General features: G+C 69.8%; 22 protein-coding genes. 4 read left to right on the top strand and 18 right to left on the bottom strand.

Going from position 1 to position 18,905, the window contains the following annotated elements; all coding sequences use genetic code 11:
* Positions 1-137: 137 nt before the first annotated feature.
* The 4 genes from ACH4TV_RS36995 to ACH4TV_RS36980 all read right to left on the bottom strand — a co-directional run bounded on the left by ACH4TV_RS36995 (position 138) and on the right by ACH4TV_RS36980 (position 6,314).
* Complete coding sequence (locus tag ACH4TV_RS36995) at positions 138-2,234, bottom strand: HelD family protein (RefSeq protein ID WP_398405675.1); 2,097 nt, start codon at positions 2,232-2,234, stop codon at positions 138-140.
* 41 nt (positions 2,235-2,275) lie between these two features.
* A complete protein-coding gene (locus ACH4TV_RS36990) occupies positions 2,276-2,941 on the bottom strand; it encodes a TetR family transcriptional regulator (RefSeq protein WP_398405839.1) in 666 nt (221 codons plus the stop codon).
* Positions 2,942-3,019: 78 nt separating this feature from the next.
* Positions 3,020-5,188 carry a phosphotransferase gene (locus ACH4TV_RS36985; protein ID WP_398405674.1) on the bottom strand — a complete coding sequence of 723 codons (2,169 nt, stop codon included), beginning with the start codon at positions 5,186-5,188 and terminating at the stop codon, positions 3,020-3,022.
* Between the two features lie 247 nt (positions 5,189-5,435).
* Positions 5,436-6,314 (bottom strand): GntR family transcriptional regulator, encoded by an 879-nt coding sequence (locus tag ACH4TV_RS36980; protein WP_398405673.1) that lies wholly within the window; start codon positions 6,312-6,314, stop codon positions 5,436-5,438.
* A gap of 174 nt (positions 6,315-6,488) precedes the next feature.
* On the opposite strand from ACH4TV_RS36980, the gene ACH4TV_RS36975 reads away from it, so the two are divergent.
* A complete protein-coding gene (locus ACH4TV_RS36975; RefSeq protein WP_398405672.1) occupies positions 6,489-6,671 on the top strand; it encodes a hypothetical protein in 183 nt (60 codons plus the stop codon).
* Between the two features lie 8 nt (positions 6,672-6,679).
* On the opposite strand, the gene ACH4TV_RS36970 is transcribed toward ACH4TV_RS36975, so the two are convergent.
* Both ACH4TV_RS36970 and ACH4TV_RS36965 read right to left on the bottom strand, forming a co-directional pair.
* Positions 6,680-7,378, bottom strand: a complete 699-nt coding sequence (locus ACH4TV_RS36970; RefSeq protein WP_398405671.1) for an HAD family hydrolase — start codon at positions 7,376-7,378, stop codon at positions 6,680-6,682.
* Between the two features lie 56 nt (positions 7,379-7,434).
* Positions 7,435-8,313, bottom strand: a complete 879-nt coding sequence (locus ACH4TV_RS36965; RefSeq protein ID WP_398405670.1) for a GntR family transcriptional regulator — start codon at positions 8,311-8,313, stop codon at positions 7,435-7,437.
* 202 nt (positions 8,314-8,515) lie between these two features.
* Here ACH4TV_RS36965 and ACH4TV_RS36960 point away from each other — a divergent pair, with 202 nt between their 5' ends.
* A complete protein-coding gene (locus tag ACH4TV_RS36960; RefSeq protein WP_398405669.1) occupies positions 8,516-8,704 on the top strand; it encodes a hypothetical protein in 189 nt (62 codons plus the stop codon).
* A 36-nt stretch (positions 8,705-8,740) separates the two neighbouring features.
* Here the strand turns inward: ACH4TV_RS36960 and ACH4TV_RS36955 are convergent, their stop codons facing one another.
* The 3 genes from ACH4TV_RS36955 to ACH4TV_RS36945 all read right to left on the bottom strand — a co-directional run bounded on the left by ACH4TV_RS36955 (position 8,741) and on the right by ACH4TV_RS36945 (position 11,913).
* The gene (locus ACH4TV_RS36955) at positions 8,741-9,625 is read right to left on the bottom strand and encodes a FadR/GntR family transcriptional regulator (RefSeq protein WP_398405668.1); all 885 of its coding nucleotides are present in this window, start codon (positions 9,623-9,625) and stop codon (positions 8,741-8,743) included.
* Positions 9,626-9,924: 299 nt separating this feature from the next.
* Positions 9,925-11,187, bottom strand: coding sequence for a GNAT family N-acetyltransferase (locus ACH4TV_RS36950; RefSeq protein ID WP_398405667.1), 1,263 nt, complete (start codon positions 11,185-11,187; stop codon positions 9,925-9,927).
* 117 nt (positions 11,188-11,304) lie between these two features.
* Positions 11,305-11,913, bottom strand: coding sequence for an aerial mycelium formation protein (locus tag ACH4TV_RS36945; RefSeq protein ID WP_398405666.1), 609 nt, complete (start codon positions 11,911-11,913; stop codon positions 11,305-11,307).
* A gap of 155 nt (positions 11,914-12,068) precedes the next feature.
* Between ACH4TV_RS36945 and dtd the strand changes: the two genes are divergently transcribed.
* On the top strand, positions 12,069-12,494 hold the full coding sequence (gene dtd / locus ACH4TV_RS36940) for a D-aminoacyl-tRNA deacylase (RefSeq protein WP_398405665.1): 426 nt from the start codon (positions 12,069-12,071) through the stop codon (positions 12,492-12,494).
* Position 12,495: 1 nt separating this feature from the next.
* Here the strand turns inward: dtd and ACH4TV_RS36935 are convergent, their stop codons facing one another.
* The 6 genes from ACH4TV_RS36935 to ACH4TV_RS36910 form a co-directional block, all read right to left on the bottom strand.
* On the bottom strand, positions 12,496-13,461 hold the full coding sequence (locus tag ACH4TV_RS36935) for a YgfZ/GcvT domain-containing protein (protein WP_398405664.1): 966 nt from the start codon (positions 13,459-13,461) through the stop codon (positions 12,496-12,498).
* A gap of 10 nt (positions 13,462-13,471) precedes the next feature.
* The gene (locus ACH4TV_RS36930; protein WP_398405663.1) at positions 13,472-13,942 is read right to left on the bottom strand and encodes a Fur family transcriptional regulator; all 471 of its coding nucleotides are present in this window, start codon (positions 13,940-13,942) and stop codon (positions 13,472-13,474) included.
* Positions 13,943-13,958: 16 nt separating this feature from the next.
* Positions 13,959-14,534: an FABP family protein gene (locus ACH4TV_RS36925; RefSeq protein ID WP_398405662.1), complete on the bottom strand. Its 576-nt coding sequence runs from the start codon at positions 14,532-14,534 to the stop codon at positions 13,959-13,961.
* A 251-nt stretch (positions 14,535-14,785) separates the two neighbouring features.
* Positions 14,786-15,676 (bottom strand): hypothetical protein, encoded by an 891-nt coding sequence (locus ACH4TV_RS36920; RefSeq protein ID WP_398405661.1) that lies wholly within the window; start codon positions 15,674-15,676, stop codon positions 14,786-14,788.
* Positions 15,673-16,533 carry a hypothetical protein gene (locus ACH4TV_RS36915; protein WP_398405660.1) on the bottom strand — a complete coding sequence of 287 codons (861 nt, stop codon included), beginning with the start codon at positions 16,531-16,533 and terminating at the stop codon, positions 15,673-15,675. The genes ACH4TV_RS36920 and ACH4TV_RS36915 overlap by 4 nt, the downstream gene beginning before the upstream one ends.
* Positions 16,530-17,294, bottom strand: coding sequence for a hypothetical protein (locus ACH4TV_RS36910; protein WP_398405659.1), 765 nt, complete (start codon positions 17,292-17,294; stop codon positions 16,530-16,532). Before ACH4TV_RS36910 ends, ACH4TV_RS36915 begins: the two co-directional genes overlap by 4 nt.
* 131 nt (positions 17,295-17,425) lie before the next feature.
* Here ACH4TV_RS36910 and ACH4TV_RS36905 point away from each other — a divergent pair, with 131 nt between their 5' ends.
* Positions 17,426-17,788 (top strand): DsrE family protein, encoded by a 363-nt coding sequence (locus ACH4TV_RS36905; RefSeq protein ID WP_398405658.1) that lies wholly within the window; start codon positions 17,426-17,428, stop codon positions 17,786-17,788.
* On the opposite strand, the gene ACH4TV_RS36900 is transcribed toward ACH4TV_RS36905, so the two are convergent.
* The 3 genes from ACH4TV_RS36900 to ACH4TV_RS36890 form a co-directional block, all read right to left on the bottom strand.
* Positions 17,782-18,189, bottom strand: coding sequence for a VOC family protein (locus ACH4TV_RS36900; protein WP_398405657.1), 408 nt, complete (start codon positions 18,187-18,189; stop codon positions 17,782-17,784). The two genes, ACH4TV_RS36905 and ACH4TV_RS36900, sit on opposite strands and share 7 nt — an antisense overlap.
* A 33-nt stretch (positions 18,190-18,222) precedes the next feature.
* Positions 18,223-18,486 (bottom strand): DUF3099 domain-containing protein, encoded by a 264-nt coding sequence (locus tag ACH4TV_RS36895; protein ID WP_398405656.1) that lies wholly within the window; start codon positions 18,484-18,486, stop codon positions 18,223-18,225.
* 103 nt (positions 18,487-18,589) lie between these two features.
* On the bottom strand, positions 18,590-18,877 hold the full coding sequence (locus ACH4TV_RS36890) for a DUF1416 domain-containing protein (RefSeq protein ID WP_093780197.1): 288 nt from the start codon (positions 18,875-18,877) through the stop codon (positions 18,590-18,592).
* Positions 18,878-18,905: the final 28 nt, after the last annotated feature.

Genomic DNA, 18,905 nt, shown 5'->3' with positions numbered 1-18,905 from the left:
CCCCGGCCGGGCGGAGGTCGAGCGCCTCACCGTCGCGCTCGAAGCCCATCTCCCCTACGAGAAGGTGCAGTTGACTCCTTCGCCCGACCGGGCCGACACCTCCGGCCGAGACGGACCACCGCCTCTTCCGGAACCGCTCAGAACGGCAACGGCCGCCCGTGCACCACCTCCAGCCGGGACACCGCCCGCGTCAGCACCACGTACAGCCGGTGCATCCCACGCCCGGTCGCGCCCTCCCCCTCGACGATCGCGGCCGGCTCCACCACGACCACCTGGTCGTACTCCAGCCCCTTGACCACGTTCGCCGACACCACGCTCAGCCTCCCCCCGTTGGCCCCGATCCCCGCCGCGTCCAGCACCGCCCGTACGCCCGCGACCTCCCCCTCCGCCGCCACGACGCCCACCGATCCCTCCCCGTCGAGGGCCCGGCGCACCGCGGCCACCACCTCCCCGGCGAGGTCGGCCCCGGCGGCCTCCACGACCCTCAACTCGCCGTCGCCGCGCAGGGATCGGGCCGGTGGCACCGGTACCTCCAGTACGGCCAGCAGCCTGTTGGCGAAGTCGACCACCGAGCGCGGTACCCGGAACCCCGTCGTCAGCGGGATCACCGTGGCGTCGGGCTTGCCCAGGTGGGTGAGGAGGGTCCGCCAGGACCGGGCAGCCCACGGTGTGGTGCCCTGCGCCAGGTCGCCCAGGACGGTCAGGGAGCCGTACGGCGCCCGGCGCGCGATCGCCCGGCACTCCATCGGGGAGAGGTCCTGGGCCTCGTCGATCACGACATGGCCGTATCCCTCGGGGTGGTCGATCAGGCCGGCGACCTCGTCGAGGAGGACCAGGTCGGCGGCCGACCACCGTGCCGACTTCCACGACCGCGGCGGTCGCGCCCAGAGCAGCGCCTTCTGCTCGTCCGCGTCGAGGATCCCGTCCGCAGCAGCGGCCATCACCCCACCCTCCGTGAGGAGTTCAGCCACGACCTCTTCCGGGCGCACCCTCGGCCACACCGCGTCCACGTACGCCCCGACCGGCCGCGCACTCCAGATCTTCCGCGCCCAGGTGTTCGTCTGCGGCCCCGCCCGCCGTTCCGCCTCCCGCTGGATGTGGCGCACGACCCGCGTCCGTACGCGCTCGCGCCCCACGGCGTACGGCGGTTCCTCGGCCCGTACGCCGGACACGATCCGCTCCAGCCCCGCCGCCGGGATCCGCCAGCGGTACGAACCGTCGGGCACCTCAAGGGAGTTCACGTGGCCGTGCGTCGCCACGCGCGCGTACAGCGACCGGCGCAGCACCTCCGCCATCCGCGCGTCGTGCTTCACCACGGCGGCCCGTTCGTCGTCCTCGGCCCGCACCGGACGGCCGGGGACCCCGATCTCGTCCATGACCGTCGACTGCCGTACGCCCGTCTCGCCGAGGGCGGGCAGTACCTCCGAGATGTAGGAGAGGAACGTGCGGTTGGGGCCGAGGATCAACAGCCCGCCGCGCTGGACGCGTTGGGGATGGGTGTAGAGGAGGTACGCGGCCCGGTGCAGCCCGACGGCCGTCTTGCCGGTGCCGGGGGCGCCCTGCACACACACGGAGACGCCGAGGTCCGCCCGTACGAGATCGTCCTGCTCGGGCTGGATCGTCGCGGCGATGTCCCGCATCGGTCCGACACGCGGCCGCGCGATCTCCCGGGCGACCAGACCGCCCGCACCGGCCACCAACTCCCCTTCCTCCTGGCCCACTTCCGCGAGGTGCTCGTCGAGGTGCTCGTCCTCCAGGCCGGTCAGGTCGGCGGAGTCGCCGGTGCTGCCGGGCGCCCAGCCGAAGCGGCGCCGTACGGCCACGCCCTGCGGATCGCGGGCGCTCGCCTGGTAGAAGGCCCGGGAGACCGGGGCACGCCAGTCCACGACGAGGGGCGGGCGGGTCGGGTGCTCGGAGATCCGCAGGCGCCCGATGTGATAGCTCTCGCCGCCGTGATCGCCGTGACCACTGCGGCCATCGCCACTGCCGCCGTAGCCAGTGCCACCGAAGTCCAACCGGCCGAAGAACAGCGGCCCTTCGGGGAGTTCGCCCAGTTCCTTCGCCTTGCTGCGCAGCCGGTGTCCGAGCACTTCCGCGTCCGCACCCGAGGCGGAGACGTCCTCGCCGGTGACGACGTGCTCCCGGGCGCCGTCGACCATCGCGGCGAGGGCGGCACGGCAGATGTCGTGGTGGGCGCGTTCGCGGCGCAGGGAGTCGCGGAGTGACGGCGTCATGGCGGCGAGCCTACCGAAATAACGTAACCAAGTTAAATATTTTACCGAGTTTTGCCGCTGCTGCCTCCAGCAACGTTGCCGCCGGCCCTCTCCGCCCCCAGCCGGGGCAGCACCGCCTCCAGCTGCCCGAACGCCCCCTCGGCCGCCGCGACCGCGTCCTCCCGCACCGCCTCCACCGCCTCCCCCGCCGCGATCCGCCGCCAGTTCTCCTGCGCGAGGATCCGCTGGACGGCGATGATCTGGCCGGCCGCGAGCCGGGCCGCCAGGGTGTCGCCGAGGGCGCCGGCGAGAGCCGCCTCCGAGCGCTGCTGGTACTCGTACGCCCGCGCGACCAGCGACGGGGTGCCGTAGAGCAGACGGTGGAAGGCGAGCACCTGGGGGTGAGCGCTGAGGCCGGTGACCGGGTCCTCGCGGGTCAGCCCGTCGAGGAAGTGGCGGCGCAGCGCGCCGATCGGCGACGCACCGGGCACGGCCGTCCGCACCACCCGCGCCGCCTCGTCCTCGTGATCCGCGAAGCGGTGCAGGACGAGGTCCTCCTTGGACGGGAAGTACCGGAACAGCGTCGGCTTCGAGATCCCGGCGGCGGCGGCGACCTCCGCGACGGACACCGCGTCGAACCCCTTCGCGAGGAAGAGCCCGATCGCGATGTCGGACACGTCCTGGTACATCTGCCGCTTCTTGCGCTCACGCAGCCCGATTCCCGCCATACCTGCCATACCCGCCGTTCCTGCCATGAGGGCGAGACTACGCACTCCCGGGACGCCCGCACGGCACGGACCGCTCCCCTACGCCAACGCCCGCGCCAGGTACGGGTTCTCCGTGGAGCGGGCCGGCAGGCCCAGCGCGGCCGTGGCCGACGCCAGGGTCATCGCGTACGAGTCGACCGCCCGGCGGACGTTGGGGGCGTCCAGGCCGACGCCGGTGACCAGGCGGTCCAGGTCGATGTAGGCGGACCGGACGATCTCGATGTCCCGGTACACACGCCAGTCCTGCCGCCACTTGTGCGTGTACTCCGGCGGCAGCAGGCGCTCCCAGCGCCGGAACATACGGTCCCGGATCTCCGACCGGGTCGGCGTGAGGTGCATGTGCCGCACCAGGTCGTAGAGCGGGTCGCCGACGACCGCCATCTCCCAGTCGATGATCGTCAGCACCAGCGCGTCGTCACGGCGGACGAGGTTCCACGGGTTCAGGTCACCGTGCAGCAGCACCGGCCTGCGTTCGTTCACCACGTGCCGGGCCAGGATCTGCCGCAGCCGGTCGGCGTCGGGCAGGCCCAGAACCCGGGCCAGTTGCTGCGACTCCCTCGGCAGATCCCGTACCAGGACGACGAGTTGCTCGCTCAGCCAGCCGTAGAAGTCGCCCTCGCCCGCCGCCGGGTCGAGCTCGTGGTAGTCCACGCCGGTCAGCGCGCAGAGCTGGTCGACGAGCGCGTCCGCCTCGTGCGGCAGCAGCCCGTTCACCGGATGGCTCGGCGGCTGGTCGATGTCCCGCCGACCCGCGTACGTGTGGACGGCGAAGCGTTCCTTCCGGTAGCCGTTTCCCAGGGCGAGGACCTTCGGCGCCGCCACCGCGACGGACGACCGGTCGATGGCCTGGAGCACGGCGTGTTCGCTCAGGAAGCTCGGCTCACGCCGGCACGCCTTCGGCACCTGGCGCCGGACCACCACGGGAAAGTCGACGCCCCCCACCCAGACCACCGAGTTGAGGTGCGCGGTCCCCTTGAAGACCCGGTTGGCCGGCGCCGCGCCCTCCGCGAGCAACGCCCGGTGCACATCGGCACGGGAGAAGTCGGGGTGCTCCAGGACCCGCTCGTCCGGCGTCCAGTGGATGTCGTCGGCGCCCCACCCCCGGCCGCGCTTCCTGCCGACCTCCCGCGAGGCCTGCCAGCGGAAGAGGATGCGCTCGATCTCGTCCGTGCCCGGCACGTTCCGGAGGCCGAGCGGCGCCGCCGCCGCCTTCAGGGCCCTGCGTACCGAGGCCGTCGCCTCGTCCAGGCTCTTCTGGTCGAAGGTGTCCTCCAGGGACTGCGCGGCCCGCATGACGTCCGGGAAGACGGACTGCGCCCGCTCGAAGTCCACGTAGTGGCGCAGGTCCTTGGCCAGGCCCTTGACGGCGGCGGGGCGGACGAGCCGCATGGCGTCCGCCCAGGCACCGATCACGTCGTCCCACTGGTGGTCGGGGTACTGCATGCGCACGAGGTGGGTCGCGAGGTCGTGCAGGGGGTCGCCGTAGGTGGCCAGCTCCCAGTCGACACAGATGAGGGGCGGGTCACCGTCGTAGGAGACGATCAGGTTGTCGCGGTGCAGGTCCGCGTGGAGCAGGCTGTAGGGCCGCCGGGCCATGGCCGGCACCCGGTCGGCCAGCCGGGTCAGGGCGTCTTCCGGGATACCGAGCGCCGCGAACAGCCCGCCGAAGGCAGGCCAGTTGCGCCGGCGGATCTGGCGGTCGGCCAACTGGGCGAGCGCCCGCAGGAAACCCTGGCTGTCCGTGTGGTTGCGCGGCCACACCGCGGGCAGCGGCGGCAAAGCGCTCCGGCGGACCTGGGCCATCTGGGCGAGCAGGTCGGCCAGCGCCTTCATGAGGAGGGTGTCGACGGGCTTGCCGTTTCCGCAGATGCTGGAGAGCGGTACGCCCTCCACATAGCTGTGGACGGTGAAGCCCTCACCCTCCAGCAGGCACTCCGGCACATGCGGCAGCACCGCGTGCACGGCGTCGAGGATGCGTGCCTCGTCCCGCCAGGTACGGATCACCACCGGCAGCGCCGTCTCCCGCCGGATCCGGACGGTGACCGGCGTACCGGCCGCCAGGCCCACCTTCTGGGCCACGTCCTCCGTCAGCGGCAGGACGTAGTTCTGGTTGTGGTGACCGTTGCTCGCCTTGCCCCGCAGCGCGGCGCGCGCCACGAACGCCTCGATGACGTCCGGCGAACCGCCGTCGGCGCGCTCCCCTGTCATGGAACGGGGAACTGGGGGTGCGCCCACTGGCTGCTCCGGGACTCGCGCGTGGATGGATGGTGCGATGTGCGTCAGAACGCTAGTTGCAGGTGAGACTCCGCACGACCGGAGTGACAACGAAGCGGACACGAGGGGTGTTCTGCCGCTCTGTTGCGTCAGGTCGCAGAGGTTGGCCTGTTCGCCATCCATACGTACGTCCAGGAGCTGTTGCTCACACGGTCCGGGCATGCTAACGCACCGTCCCGGACTACTCCGACAGGAGGTCCCAGACCGAGTCGAACCAGTTCTGCATGCTCTCAACAAAGGTGGAACCCGGCGATTTCGGGTCACTGTCCCGTACATGATGCGTCAGCGTGGCACCCAGACCCAGGACGTCGAGGGCCTCGACCGTGATCCGCTTGTCCACCACCACCGGACGCCGGATCACCTCGTACATGCCGTGCAGCGCTTCCACACCATTGATCAGATAGAGCTTGAAGGCGGGGGTCAACGGTGCACGACGGACCTCCAGGCTGATCTCCGGGACCAGCTTCTCGGCCGTCAGTTCCGCCAGTACTCCGCGCAGTGAATCGGTGTGACGACCGGTGATGTCGCGGAGTCGGTTGCGCAGGAGCGGGTCGTCCTTCGCGTCGATTCCCCTCGGGTAGGGCAGGGACTCCGTGTCGGACGGCAGGAGCATCCGCAGGGTGATGCGCTGCGGAACGATGGCCTTGGCCCTGATCCGTTCCGCCTGGAGGCGGATGTGTGTGTCCAGGGTTTCGGACGTCAACGTGTAGACATCCAGGGTGACTTCGGGCTGTTCGAACGCCTCGCTGATGAGCGGCCTCAGCGTCACGGCCTGGCGCGACCGGCTGGCCTTGGGCGCCGTGGACTGGATGCGCTGGGCCTTGACGACCCGGGATCCACTGCCCTGCCGGGACTCGATCCAGCCCTCGTTGCGCAGTTCCCTCAGGACACGCTGCACGGTGTCACGGGACACCCCGAACTCCTGGGCGAGTTTGCGCTGTGCAGGCATCAGGGAGCCCAGCGGGTACACCCCGTCCGCCATACGGTGCCGTAGCTCGTCGGCAACCCGGTCGAACTCCCTGCCGCCGTCAGTGGCCTGCTGCCCTTCCTCATGTCCCACTCTCCGACCGTACCGCTTCCGGTCCATTTCCAAACAGATTCCCGTCAACTGAACCCTCAACTACCAAGCCGGTTAAGGGATCTAGCGGACCGGGCAGACCACATTCACGTCAACCAGTCCAATTGGACGGCCAGTTGAACGCTTCACGCAAAGTGGAAGGGGTTGGTGGGGAGAATGGTTTTGTACCAAGTCGTCTGCGCACTGGGCGAGTTCCTGCTGGGGCGACTGGCCCAGTCACGGCTCGGCGTACTGGGCCTGGTGCTCATGGCAACGGTCGCCGTGGGCATCCGGGCCCGCCACACCGGCCTGGCCGTCGGCGCGGCAGTGGTCTTCACGTTGCTGATGACCCAGGCCTGACCACTGGATCAGCCCTGACCACGAAGCACCTTCAGTACGGGCTCCAGCGAGCCCACGACCGTCTCGGCACCCGCGTCCCGCAGCAGCTTCTCCTTGTGTTCGTTACGCGCGTAGCCGAGGAACGGAACGCCGGCCTCCTGTGCGGCGAGGTAGTCCGAGGGGGTGTCGCCGATCATGAGCGCGGACGACGGCGCCGCCCCCGTCGCGTTCAGCGCGCGGTTGAGGCAGTGCGGGTGGGGCTTGAGGTGGCTCAGTTCCCGCGTACGGCCGTAGATGTGCGGGGCGAAGCAGGAAGCCAGGCCCCGGCTGTCCAGGTACTCGCGGACCACGAGCGGGGAGTTGTTGGTGGCGACCGCGAGCCGGGCGCCCACCGCCCGCCAGGTACGGATCACCGGGTCGGCGTACGGGGTGGGCATCGCCAGGGTCGTGGCCCGGAGCTCTTCCTGGGTGAGACGTTTCTCCAGTTCGTCCACCAGATCGCTGCCGGGATGCCGGCGGTCGACGGCGCGCAACACGACGTGCGGGTCCAGGGACTCACGCTCCGTCGCCGTCAACAGACCGTGCAGGCCCTGCCCTTCGAGCCACTCCACGAGTTCGATCGCCACACGTTGCGCCGAATGGCCCGCGAACAGGGCGCAGATGGGGCCGTCGAAGTCCCAGAGCACGACACGTGCGCGGGCGATCGCTTGCCGCAGGTCATCGGTCACGGAATCGCCCTCGCCGGTCGCCGGTTCGGTCTGGGTCGCAGTCGTATCAGAGGTCACTAGGAGAGTGTCAGGTCCGTCGTGATGGTTTCCCAGAGGGCGTCGAACCACTTCTGCGATTGCTCCACAAAAGCCGTGTCCCGCTCTCCGACGCCCTTCCCGAACGAGAAGAGGAGCGACTCGGTCCCCAGGGTGTCGTACATGTCGAGCACTCCGCTCTCCACCGGCTCCTCCCGCCGGGCGATCATGTAGTAGGCGATGAGCGCCTCCGTCCCGTTGAGGAGGTAGAGCTTCACGGGCGGGGTGAAGGGCAGCGCCCTGAACGTCACCCGTACGTCGATGCCGTGCGAGGAGCGCAGGGCGCGCAGGTTGTGCCGCAGTACGTGCCCCTGGGCGTTGCGCTGGGCAAGCCAGCGCTGGTGGACCGGGTCGTCGTCACCGCGGCCCTCGACGGGCACCGGGAAGGCCAGCGTGATGTCCCGGGACGGCAGCAGGATGCGTACGTCGATCGACTCCGGCCGGATGCGGCCCTCGTGGATCTGCCGGACCGACTCCCCGACGGCCAGCATCAGGCTCTCCGCGGTGAGACAGGCCGCGTCGATACGGACGTGCGGGGCCGCGAACGCCTCCGTCAGGCGGGGCGCCAGGCCCACCATCGTCGGCTGGGGACCTTCCCGGGGCGGCGTCACCTCGGCGACACGCGGCGGGCTGCCCTTGCTGACGTTGCTGAGCAGACCGTCCTCCTGAAGGACGCGCAGGGCCTGGCGGACGGTGCCCCGCTCCACGCCGAACTCCTCCGCCAGCTCGGCCTGGGTGGGCAGCCGGTCGCCCGCCTTCAGGTCGCCGCTGCGGATGCGGTCACGCAGGGCGTCGGCGATCTCCTGGGGCGACTGTCTTCTGCTGCCGTTCACTGCCACGTTCTCCTGGGTCACGACCAAACGCTACAACTCCGATCCATCTATGGGGAGTTGTTTGAAAGTTGTTTATGAGTAGTAGCCAAGTGGGGACAACTTAGTAAGAGTTGGTTGCCAACTTGGTTAAGTTGGCGGAAGTTTTGCCTCCTCTCCACCACCCCGGCGACACCGACCCAGGAATCGCTCCAGGCATCGCCCCAGGTACCGCCCCGAAGGAGGACCCACCATGCCCGCCATCGCTCTCCTCGCCGCCGTCTTCATCAGCGGCTTCCAGCAGCTCGTCAGCTGGAAGTACGGCACCTCCGGCGTCGTCGGCCTGCTGCTGCTCACCATCGGCATCAAGGCCAAGAACGCCACCATCAGCTCCATCGGGGCCGTCGTCCTCGCCCTCCTGGTCACCGGGCCCGCCCTGTGACGGTCGCGGACAACCATGAACGGCTCGTGGGAGACGTCAGGTCGTGAGCACCAGCTCCGAACTGATCGTCTCCCACAGTGCGTTGAACCACAGGTGCGACTGCTCCACGAACGTCGTGTCCCGCAGTCCGGCACCCTGCTCGAACGCGAACAGCATCGATCCGGTGCCCACCGCGTCGTACGTCTCCACCTGCTCGTGGTCGATCTCCGCCTCGCTCCTCGTCAGCGTGTAGTACGCGAAGAGCGCCTCCGCCTCGTTGAGCAGGTACAGCTTCACCGGTGGCGTGAACGGGAGGGCGCGGAAGGAGACGTGCACGTCGATACCGTGCGACGAGCGCAGCGCCAGCAGGTTGTGCCGGAGCACCTGGCCCTGGGCGTTGCGCTGGGCCAGCCAGCGGCGTTGCAGCCGGCCGGTGGCCGACGCCCCGGCCGGGGACCCGTCCGCCGACTCCACCGGCGCCGGAAAGGCGAGGTCGATGTCACGGCTCGGCAGCAGCACCCGGACGTCGATCGTGGCTGGTTTCAGCCGTCCGGCGTGGATCTGGCGCAGCGGCTCCCCGATGGCGAGCGTGAGCGAGACGGACGTCAGACACAGGGCGTCGATCCCGACGTGCGGGGCCGCGAAGGCCGCCGCGATCCGCGGCGCGAGACCGACGGTGGTGGGCAGCGGCGGGGCAGCGGGGCCGGTCAGCGCCGGTCCGGGGTCCGGGGCGACCGTCGCCGGGCTCCCCTTGGACATGTTGGTGAGGCGATGCTCGGCGTGCAGCATGCGCAGCGCCTCGCGTACGACACTTCGCTCGACGCCGAACTCGACAGCCAGCCGGGCCTGGGTGGGCATGCGCTGGCCGGGCCGCAGCTCACCGGACCTGATCCGGGTGCGCAGCGCGTCGGCCACCTCACGGTGTGACCTCTGGGGCTCCACAACCAAACACTACAACTTCTCGCCATCTTTGGGCAGTTCAAGGGAAGGTGGTTATGAGGCGCCCCCAAGTGGAGATAAGTACAGTGAAGTTGGTAGCCAACTTCAGCAACATGGTCAAACCTTCCGAAGGTTGGCTGACCGAACTCTCCTCCGGAGGGGAGCCGGGAGCGCGGCAGCCGACACGACCACAACTGAACAGCAAGAACAGCAACACAGCGCTACGGATGAACAGCCACCGTGTCGTCGAGCGAGAGGAAGCAGAGCAAAGATCAGCCCAGCCCAGCCCAGTTCAGTTCAGCTCAGAAGATGTCCGGGCACCAAGGCTGCCTGGACGTACGCAGCAGGGCGTCGGCCGCACGGGCGGCGCCCGCTCGTTCCTCCCGCACCCGCCCGAGCGCGGCCAGTCGCACCGCCGACTCGTCGCCGAGCCACAGCGCCGCCAACTCCCGCACATCCAGGGTGAGTTCGGCGGCGTCGCGGGTTCCGGGCGCACAGGACGCGGCGCCGTCCACGGACACCTCAAGGCGGTACCGTCCGCCGGCGAACCCCGCCGCGTCGACGACCTCCAGGACGAGACTCCCGCCGCCCGTCCCATCGTAGGGGCGGGCTTCCAGGGCTCGTACGACATCCAGGATCCGCACCCACAGCCAGTCCGCGTGCGTGGTGAGCTTCGCCGCCCGCGGGTCCGGCAGGAAGAAAGGGAGCAGGTCGTCCGGGGCGCGCCAGCCGGTCTTGACCTTCGTGATCCAGTCGATCGAGCAGAGGTACTGCCACAGGGCACGCTCGGCGGCCGGGGTCGCGGCGATCAGCCAGTTCACGTCGGCGGTGTTCTGCGGCTGCTTGGCGTCCCACGTGTCCTCGGCCTCGTACGAGACGAGCCCGTCGACCTCACCCTCCGCCGAACGGTGGACGGCGTAGAAGGGCTCGTCCCAGGATCCCCCCAACAGCACCTCACCGGTGTTGATCTGCCACCAGCGCGCGTCCCGGCTCACGGCACCGGGCTGCTGCCGTGCCAGCCGCGCGTGCAGTTCGGGCCCCAGTTTCCGTACGTCCGCCGCGTCCACGAGGTCGATACGGCCGCCGTCCGTCGGACCCGCCCAGCGGCGGTCCAGGCCTGCGCGCGGTACGTCGATCGTCCACTCGGAGGCCCAGGTGGCGGGCCCGAAGCCGAACCGGCCGTAGATCGGGTACTCGGAGGCGATCAGCGTGGCGACGACATCCCCGCGTTCCTTCGCGGCGGCGAGGTCCCGGGCCATCAGGCGGGAGACGATGCCGCGCCGGCGGTGCGTGGGCGAGGCGGTGACGTTCGAGATCGCGTCGGCGGGGACGGTCGCCCCGCCACCCACGCTCAGCTCCTGCGGAAACGAACGGAACGTCGCCACACACCGCTCACCGTCGTACGCGCCGAACGTCCGCCCCGGCACGAACTGCCCGCGCCGCGCCTCCAGCTCCACATCGGTGACTTCGGGCGACCGAAGAAACCCGGTATGCAGGGCCCGAATCCACTCCCGAAGCCCGTCCTCGTCGACGGGGCGCAGCTCGATGTCGTCGCGGGGCGTCATGGGGCCAGGCTAGGGGGAGGGAGGGGAGAGTGTCGCCCGGATTTCGTCCTCTCAGCCCGTTGCAGGTCCCCCTCTGGGGGAGTTTGAGGACAAGGCCCGTTCAGGGCCGCAGGGGGCCTACACCAACAGGTCCTCCACCTGAGCCTCACCCTCCCGGTACCGCCGCGCGATCTCCCCACTGCAGTCGTCCGCCGTCCGCTGCAACCCCTGCCGCCGCCGCGAAACCTGCTGCTCGTACCGCACCAGCCTCCCCATCGCCGCCGTCAGCTCCAGATCCGTACGCGCGTTCAGATCCGACAGCTCCACCTCGGCGAGCATCTCCGCCGCGAGCCGCCCGTACTCCTCGCTCTGCGGCATCCCCAGCGTCACGTGCCGCGCCGAGGACCGCTGCCGCGCCGGCGCGTCCGTCAGGATCTCCGACAGCCGCTCGACGACCGACCCGGCTCCCACCGCGACCACGGACGTGGGCCCGCGCCGCGCCAGCTCCGCCCGCAGGATGTCGATACGCCCCTGGAGCAGCCGCCGTACGTAACTGAGATCGGCCTCGTCGCGCTGGGCGTCCCGGCGCAGGACGCGCAGCTCGGCCAGGCGCAGCACGGCGAGGTCGTACTCGGGCGGATCGGCGGCCGGCAGCGGGCCGCCCGGACCGGTCCCGCTCGGACTGTCGGTGCGCTGCTCGGGCGGCCTGGCGGCCGTACGAGGCCGCCCGGTACTCGGTGTGCTCATGTGCCTCTACCGTTCCCTCGACAGGCGAATGGGAGCATCGTGCCACCCCAAGTGACCGCTATGTGACCGAGTCCCCCCGAACGGCCCCAGATAGGGGCTTAAGCATCAAAAAGAATCTGAGGATCGACTGCGCGAGGGCACGGCATGATGGGTGCATGCGTGCAGTGGTGCAGAGGGTGGACGGCGCGAGCGTCGTCGTGGAGGGCGAAGTGACCGGGGAGATCACGGGCGAGGGCCTGTGTGTCCTCGTCGGGGTCACCCATGAGGACACGAAGGAGAAGGCGGCCCAACTGGCCCGCAAACTCTGGTCGATCCGCATGCTGACGGACGAGAGGTCCTGCTCCGACATCGACGCCCCGCTCCTCGTCATCAGCCAGTTCACCCTGTACGGCGACGCCCGCAAGGGCCGCCGCCCGACCTGGAACGCGGCTGCCCCCGGCGACGTCGCCGAACCCCTCGTCGACGAGGTGGTCGCCCAACTCCGTTCCCTGGGCGCGACGGTGGCGACGGGCCGCTTCGGCGCCCAGATGCGGGTGACCCTGACGAACGACGGCCCGTTCACGGTCCTCGTGGAGATGTGAACTACGGCTCGACCACGACCTCCTGCGCCGCCGCCGTCTCCCCGGCGACCAGCCGCGCGTCCACCGCCACGTTCCGCTTCACCAGCGCGAGCGCGACCGGCCCCAGCTCGTGATGCCGTACGGCCGTCGTGACGAACCCGATCTTGCGCCCGTCGGGCCCGTCGTCCGCGAGCCGGAGTTCCGTACCGGCCGGCGGCAGGTGGACCTCGCTGCCGTCCAGGTGCAGGAAGACGAGCCGGCGCGGCGGCTTCCCGAGGTTCTGGACCCGGGCGACCGTCTCCTGCCCCCGGTAGCAGCCCTTCTGGAGATGCACCGCCGTGCCGATCCAGCCCAGCTCGTGCGGGATGGTCCGGTGGTCGGTCTCGAATCCGAGCCGCGGCCGGTGCTGCTCGACCCGCAGCGCCTCGTACGCCAGCAGCCCCGCCGCCGGCCCGGCCTTCCCGGCGTACGACTCCAGCTCGCCGCGAGGAAGGAAGAGTTCACGCCCGTACGGCGTCTCGCGCACGACGACACCGGCGGGCACCTCGGCGATGGACCCCGCGGGCAGATGAACGACCGCGAACTCCTCGGTGCGGTCGGCGACTTCGACCCGGTAGAAGAACTTCATCGACTCCAGGTACGCGATCAGCGCCTCCTGGGTTCCCGGCTCCACATGGGCCCAGGTGGTCGTGCCGTCGTCGACGAGGTACAGCGCGTGCTCGATATGACCGTGCGCCGACAGCACGAGCGCCTCGGTGGCCTCGCCCACGGGCAGGTCGCTGACGTGCTGGGTGAGCAGCAGGTGCAGCCAGGTCAGCCGGTCGTCACCGGTGACGGTGAGCACGCCCCGGTGCGAGAGGTCGACGAATCCGGTGCCCTCGGCGAGGGCACGCTGTTCACGGAACAGTTCGCCGTAGTGCGCGGCGACACCTTCGTCCACCCCCTCGGCGGGGACGGCGCCGGACAGGAACAGCAGAGGGCTCTTCATACGTGTAAGCCTACGACTCGGTAGTTGAAACCTTGGCGGTTGCAGCCTTCAGCGAGCAGTCCTTGCAGCGGCCGAAGATCGCGAAGTGCTTCATGTCGGTCTCGAACCCGAAGGTCTCGCGCAACTTCGCGATGAAGTCCGCGGCCACGGAGACATCCGTCTCGATCACGCTGTCGCAGTCGCGGCAGACCAGATGGATGTGGTGATGCCGGTCCGCGAGGTGGTAGGTGGGCGCCCCGTGCCCGAGATGGGCGTGACTGACCAGCGCCAGTTCCTCCAGCAGCTCCAGGGTCCGGTAGACCGTGGAAATATTGACCCCCGACGCCGTCTTCCTCACTTCCACGAGGATGTCGTCAGGGGTCGCGTGCTCAAGGGTGTCCACAGCTTCGAGGACAAGCTGACGCTGCGGCGTCAGCCGGTAACCGCGCTGCCGCAGATCGCTCTTCCAGTCCAGACCTTCAGTGCCTCGGGTGCTCACCACACCTCGAAGTCTAGAACTACTTGAAGAAAGCGATCCCGTCGTCCGGCATGTCGTCCGGCAGGTCCTTCGCCCAGCGTTCGACGTCCTCCGGGGTGACGACCTTCTTCAGGTGCGCCGACATGTACGGGCGCAGCTCGACGTCCGGGGTCTGCTTCTCGCCGACCCACATCAGGTCGCTGTGCACGTACCCGTACAGCCGCTTGCCGCCGCTGTACGGGCCGGAGGCCGCCGTCCGCGCGACGGCGTCGGTCACGATGTCGATCTGCGGCTTCTTGTCGGCCAGCGCGCCGTACCAGACCTCGACGACACCGTCCTGGCGGACCATGACGACCTCGACCTTGCGGTCGGCGCCGATCCGCCAGTAGCCGGACTCCGACTCCAGGGGCCTGACCTTGTTGCCGTCGGCGTCCAGCACCCACGAGTGGGAGTGGTACTCCAGGAAGTCGCGTCCGTCGTGCGTGAAGGTGACCTCCTGCCCGAAGTTGCACTTCTCGGAGCCGGGGAAGTCGTGCACGCCCGCGCCTGCCCAGTTACCGAGCAGGAAGACGAGGGGCACAAGGTCCTTGTGGAGGTCGGACGGGATCTCGATCATGAGCGACGGTTCCTGCGATTCCTGGTGACGGGGGTCAGCGCTGGCCCTGGTACAGCTTCTTGACCGTCAGACCGGCGAAGGCGAGAACGCCGACGGCGACCAGAACCAGCAGGGCTTCGAAGAATGCCTCAAGCACGGGGTGCTCCTCGGACGATCGGTTGTATGCACAAGAGCCGGGCCCAGCTTACGCGGCCGGGGCCCGGCTCTCTCGACCAGGTGGTGCGGTAGGACAGGTAGTACCAAAGGTGTGGTCAGCCGAGCAGCTGGCTCTGCAGAGTCACCGTCTGCTGGAACGGCACGGCCAGGGCCTCGCCCTTCCGGGACTGCATGATCAGCGCGAAGGTGTCCCCGGCAGCGAGGTAGGCGTAGCGGACCTGTTCGGCGCCGTACGGCTTGGACTCGGCGTAGACGGCCGCCTGGGCCGCCTGGGCCGGGAACTCCTCGTCGACCTCGGCCTGGGCGGCGCCGCGCATCAGGTAGTCCTTGCCGCTGAACGCGGCGAAGTCGGCTGCGAACAGGTCGTCCACGACGGCCGCGGTGTCGAAACGGAGCAGATAGATCCGTGTGTGCGTACCGTCCTCGGTGGTCCAGCCGCGTGCCGCGACGTGGCGCAGGCCGACATCGACGAGCTTCTCGTCGAAGTCGTGCCGCTGCTGCGCCTCGGCGAACTCCGACAGGAAGATCCACGGCGTGAGCCACCCGTCCGAGCCGCGCAACGTCTTGTCCTCCGTCGCTCCTTCGGGAGCCGGCAGTACGAGGGCACGCAGATCGGCGTGGTGGGTACCGGCCGTGTTCCCCTCGGCCGAAGGCCCGGGACTGCCGGACGGCAGCGGCGGCAGACTGATCTCCGGGTACACCCACCGCCCGTCCGACGCGGTCGCCAGCCCCGGTACGTCAGTCCGCTCCATCCGCGTGATGCCGTACGCCGCCGACGCCCCGACGGCCGCGAAGACGACCACGGCGGCGGTCCAGCGCAGCGCGGCCCGCAGAACCCGACGGTCCTTCTTCACCGGGGACGGGGACACGACGGACTGGGGCTCGGGCTGAGGTCCGGGCACGGGCTCGGGCTCGGGCTGAGGTTCCGGACGTACGGCGCGCTGCTGCTCGTCGGCGCAGGCGGGCTCGGTGTGCTGCTCGGTCATACCGCCATCCCCGGCTCGGTGATGCGGTCGAGCTGCTCGCTCAGGAGCATCGCGACTCCCTTGGTGTCGAGTGGTGCGGGACCGTCGGCGGTGGCGGTGACCAGGACGTCTCCCTGGTATGCGGAGCAGTACATGGTTTCGAGGCCGGGACCGGTGTCCTCACCGGCCTCGCTGCCCTCGATCTCGTCGTCGTTGGGCGGGAGGAAGCACTTGGCGTTCTTGTGGCCCTCGATCGCCGGGCCCGCGCGGAAGACGTCCAGAGTGTCGAGGAACTCCTGCTGGAACGTTCCGAGGTCCCGTACGGCCGCCGAGCTGCCCATCCTCGCCAACACGACACTCACGGAGTAGGCGCCCTCGTTGTCGCTGAGGCTGCTCGCCTCCTTGCTGAGGTAGCTGCGCATCGCCATGCCCTTGATCCGCTGCCTGTCGATCTGCTTCTCGAGCTGCCTGCGCTGGGAACGGGGCAGCCCGCTCAGGGACTCCTTGCGCAGCGCCGTCGCCTGGGCACCGCTCAGTTGGGTGTCGTACCCGAACTCGCCGAGGTCGGGCCCCCGGTACCAGCCGCTCTCCCCGTACGGCACGAGCACCCCGGCAAGCCCGGACGCCGACGCAGCCTTGACCTCATCGCCGCCGGCAGCCGCCTGCGGGAACTTGAAGACGGGCGCGCCGGCCTCCCGGTCGGCCCCGGCCACGGTCACGACGGTGTGGCCGACCCCGGCGACGACGACCCCGGCCAGCAGGACGGACCCGATGACGGTGGCCACACGGCGCGGGCGCAGACGCTTCTTCGGCAGTACGGGCGCGGGCGTGACGTCCGGGTTCTCGTCGACCTGCGGACTCTGGGGATTCTCCGTCACAGCTGCTCCATCTGGCGCTTGGCGAGGTCCACGATCTTCTCCAGGGAGATCGGCTTGGAGTCGTAGACCCAGACCTCAAGGGCGATGTCACCCCGCCAGGCGTGCGCCTCGGCGCTGTACCCCGACACCGAATCCAGTTCGATGACCGGCTCCGTGTGGACGTACGCCTTCCCGTCCCCAGTACCGGGAACGGGAAAGCTCCGGGTGCCCTCCTCCTGCTCGGCCCAGTACTGGCCGCTCTCGGCGGACTCGGCAGCGGCGACGGTCTCCTCCTGCCGGAACTGGACCAGCCGGATCTCCACGCTGGAGTCGCCGTCCAGCCAGCCGGTGACGGCGGCCCGCCGGAACTCGGAGCCCAGAAGGGTTCCGAACATGGCGCCCGGCTCGTCGTAGTCGCCCGCGTAGTCGGACAGGTCCATCCAGCCGTCCTCGCCCGTCAGGTACTCGGCCTCCTTCGCACCCTTGGGCTTCTTCAGCAGCAGCTTGCGCAGGTCGCCGTCGGTCTTCACCCGCCGGTCCTGCGCCGCGGACAGCGGCTCGGGCCCCTCCCCCTCGGCCTGCGCGAGCGCGACCTGCGAGAGCGGGGGCAGTGTGGTGGGCTCGCGGTCGGCCTGGACGAGATACCCGGCGCAGGTCCCGGCGACGAGGCCCAGCAGGGCGGCCGTGGCGATCAGCAGAGGCGTACGCCCGCGCCGACGGGCAGGTGCTTCCGGCGCTTTTGGCGCTTCCTGCGCCTCCGGTACTTCCGGTATTTCCGGCACTTCCAAGACATCCCCCACGCAACGCGAAGCACGGATTCTGTATCCGTGCGCACAGGAGACTCACCGTCAACACTCAGAGTTGTAAGGGAGTTGATTACGATTCGGACTACCGTCCGGCCTACCATTCGGGCATGGCGAAGAAGCTCGTGATCAAGGTGACCGCGGGGGCCGACGCCCCCGAGCGCTGTTCCCAGGCGTTCACCGTCGCGGCGGTGGCCGTGGCCAGTGGGGTCGACGTGTCGCTGTGGCTGACCGGGGAGTCGGCGTGGTTCGCGCTGCCGGGACGGGCCGCCGAGTTCGAGCTGCCGCACGCCGCCCCGCTGCCCGACCTGATCGACTCGGTCCTCGCGGCCGGGCAGCTCACCCTGTGCACGCAGTGCGCGGCCCGGCGGGACATCACGGAGAAGGACGTCATCGAGGGCGTACGGATCGCCGGCGCGCAGGTCTTCGTCCAGGAGGCGATGGCCGACGGGACGCAGGCCCTCGTCTACTGACCCTCGTCCACTTGAGCGGGCTCTCCCTCGATCCACAGGCAGAACGGGTGGCCCGAGGGGTCCAGCAGCACGCGTACGTCGTCCTGGGGCTGGTACCCGGCGAGCCGGGCGCCCTCGGCCACCGCCCGGGCGGTCTCCCCCTCCAGGTCGTCGACCTCGATGTCCAGGTGCAGCATCATCTGCTGGTCGCCGGGGTTCCGGGTGGGCCAGACGGGCGGGACGTACGCGCGTTCCGTCTCGAAGGCGAGGGCGATGCCGTCGTCGCCGGGCGGCGGGCCGATCAGGACCCAGCCGGGTTCCTCGCGGCGGATCTCGTAGCCGAGGAGACGGACGTAGAAGCCGGCCAGTTCGTGCGCGTCATGCGCGTCCAGCACGACGGTGGACACTTTCGTACGCCCCACGGGTCCTCCCACAGGTCCCTTTTCCCTTGCCCGCTACTGCTGTCGCCGTTTCCTGCCGTCCAGCTCGTCCCACCACTCGTCGGACTTCGGGTCGCCGGACGGGTCGTCCCACCAGCGGTCGTCCGGGCCGCGGCGGTTGGCGACGATCGCCGCCAGGGGCGGGATCAGCATCGCCACCACGCACATACCGACCGCCACCGGCATCGACCAGAGGCGTACGACCGACCAGGCCAGGACGAAGAGGCCTATGCAGGTGCCCATCATGGCGAAGTACACGTGACGGCGTCGTGCGTACATACGTCCAGCGTAGGTCCCCGTCCGGGCATGGCGAAGGGCCGCGCCCCCGGTACACCGGGAGTGCGGCCCCTCGAAGAACCCTGCTACAAGAACCCAGCTGCCGTCAGACGGCGATCGCGACCTCTGCGAGGCCGCCCGTCTGGGCGACGACCGTGCGGTCCGCGGTGCCGCCCGGGACGAGGGCACGGACGGTCCAGGTGCCCTCGGCCGCGTAGAAGCGGAACTGTCCGGTCGCCGAGGTCGGGACCTCGGCGGTGAACTCGCCCGTCGAGTCCAGGAGGCGGACGTATCCGACCACCGGCTCTCCGTCGCGGGTCACCTGGCCCTGGATCGTGGTCTCACCGGGCTTGATCGTCGAGGCGTCGGGACCGCCGGCCTTCGCTCCACACATGTTCGTTTCCGTCCTTCGGTACGTACGG

It is taken from the genome of Streptomyces sp. NPDC020898, assembly GCF_044333925.1.
In the GTDB taxonomy this organism is placed as follows: Bacteria; Actinomycetota; Actinomycetes; order Streptomycetales; family Streptomycetaceae; genus Streptomyces.
This window is presented reverse-complemented; position numbering and strand designations above follow the sequence as displayed.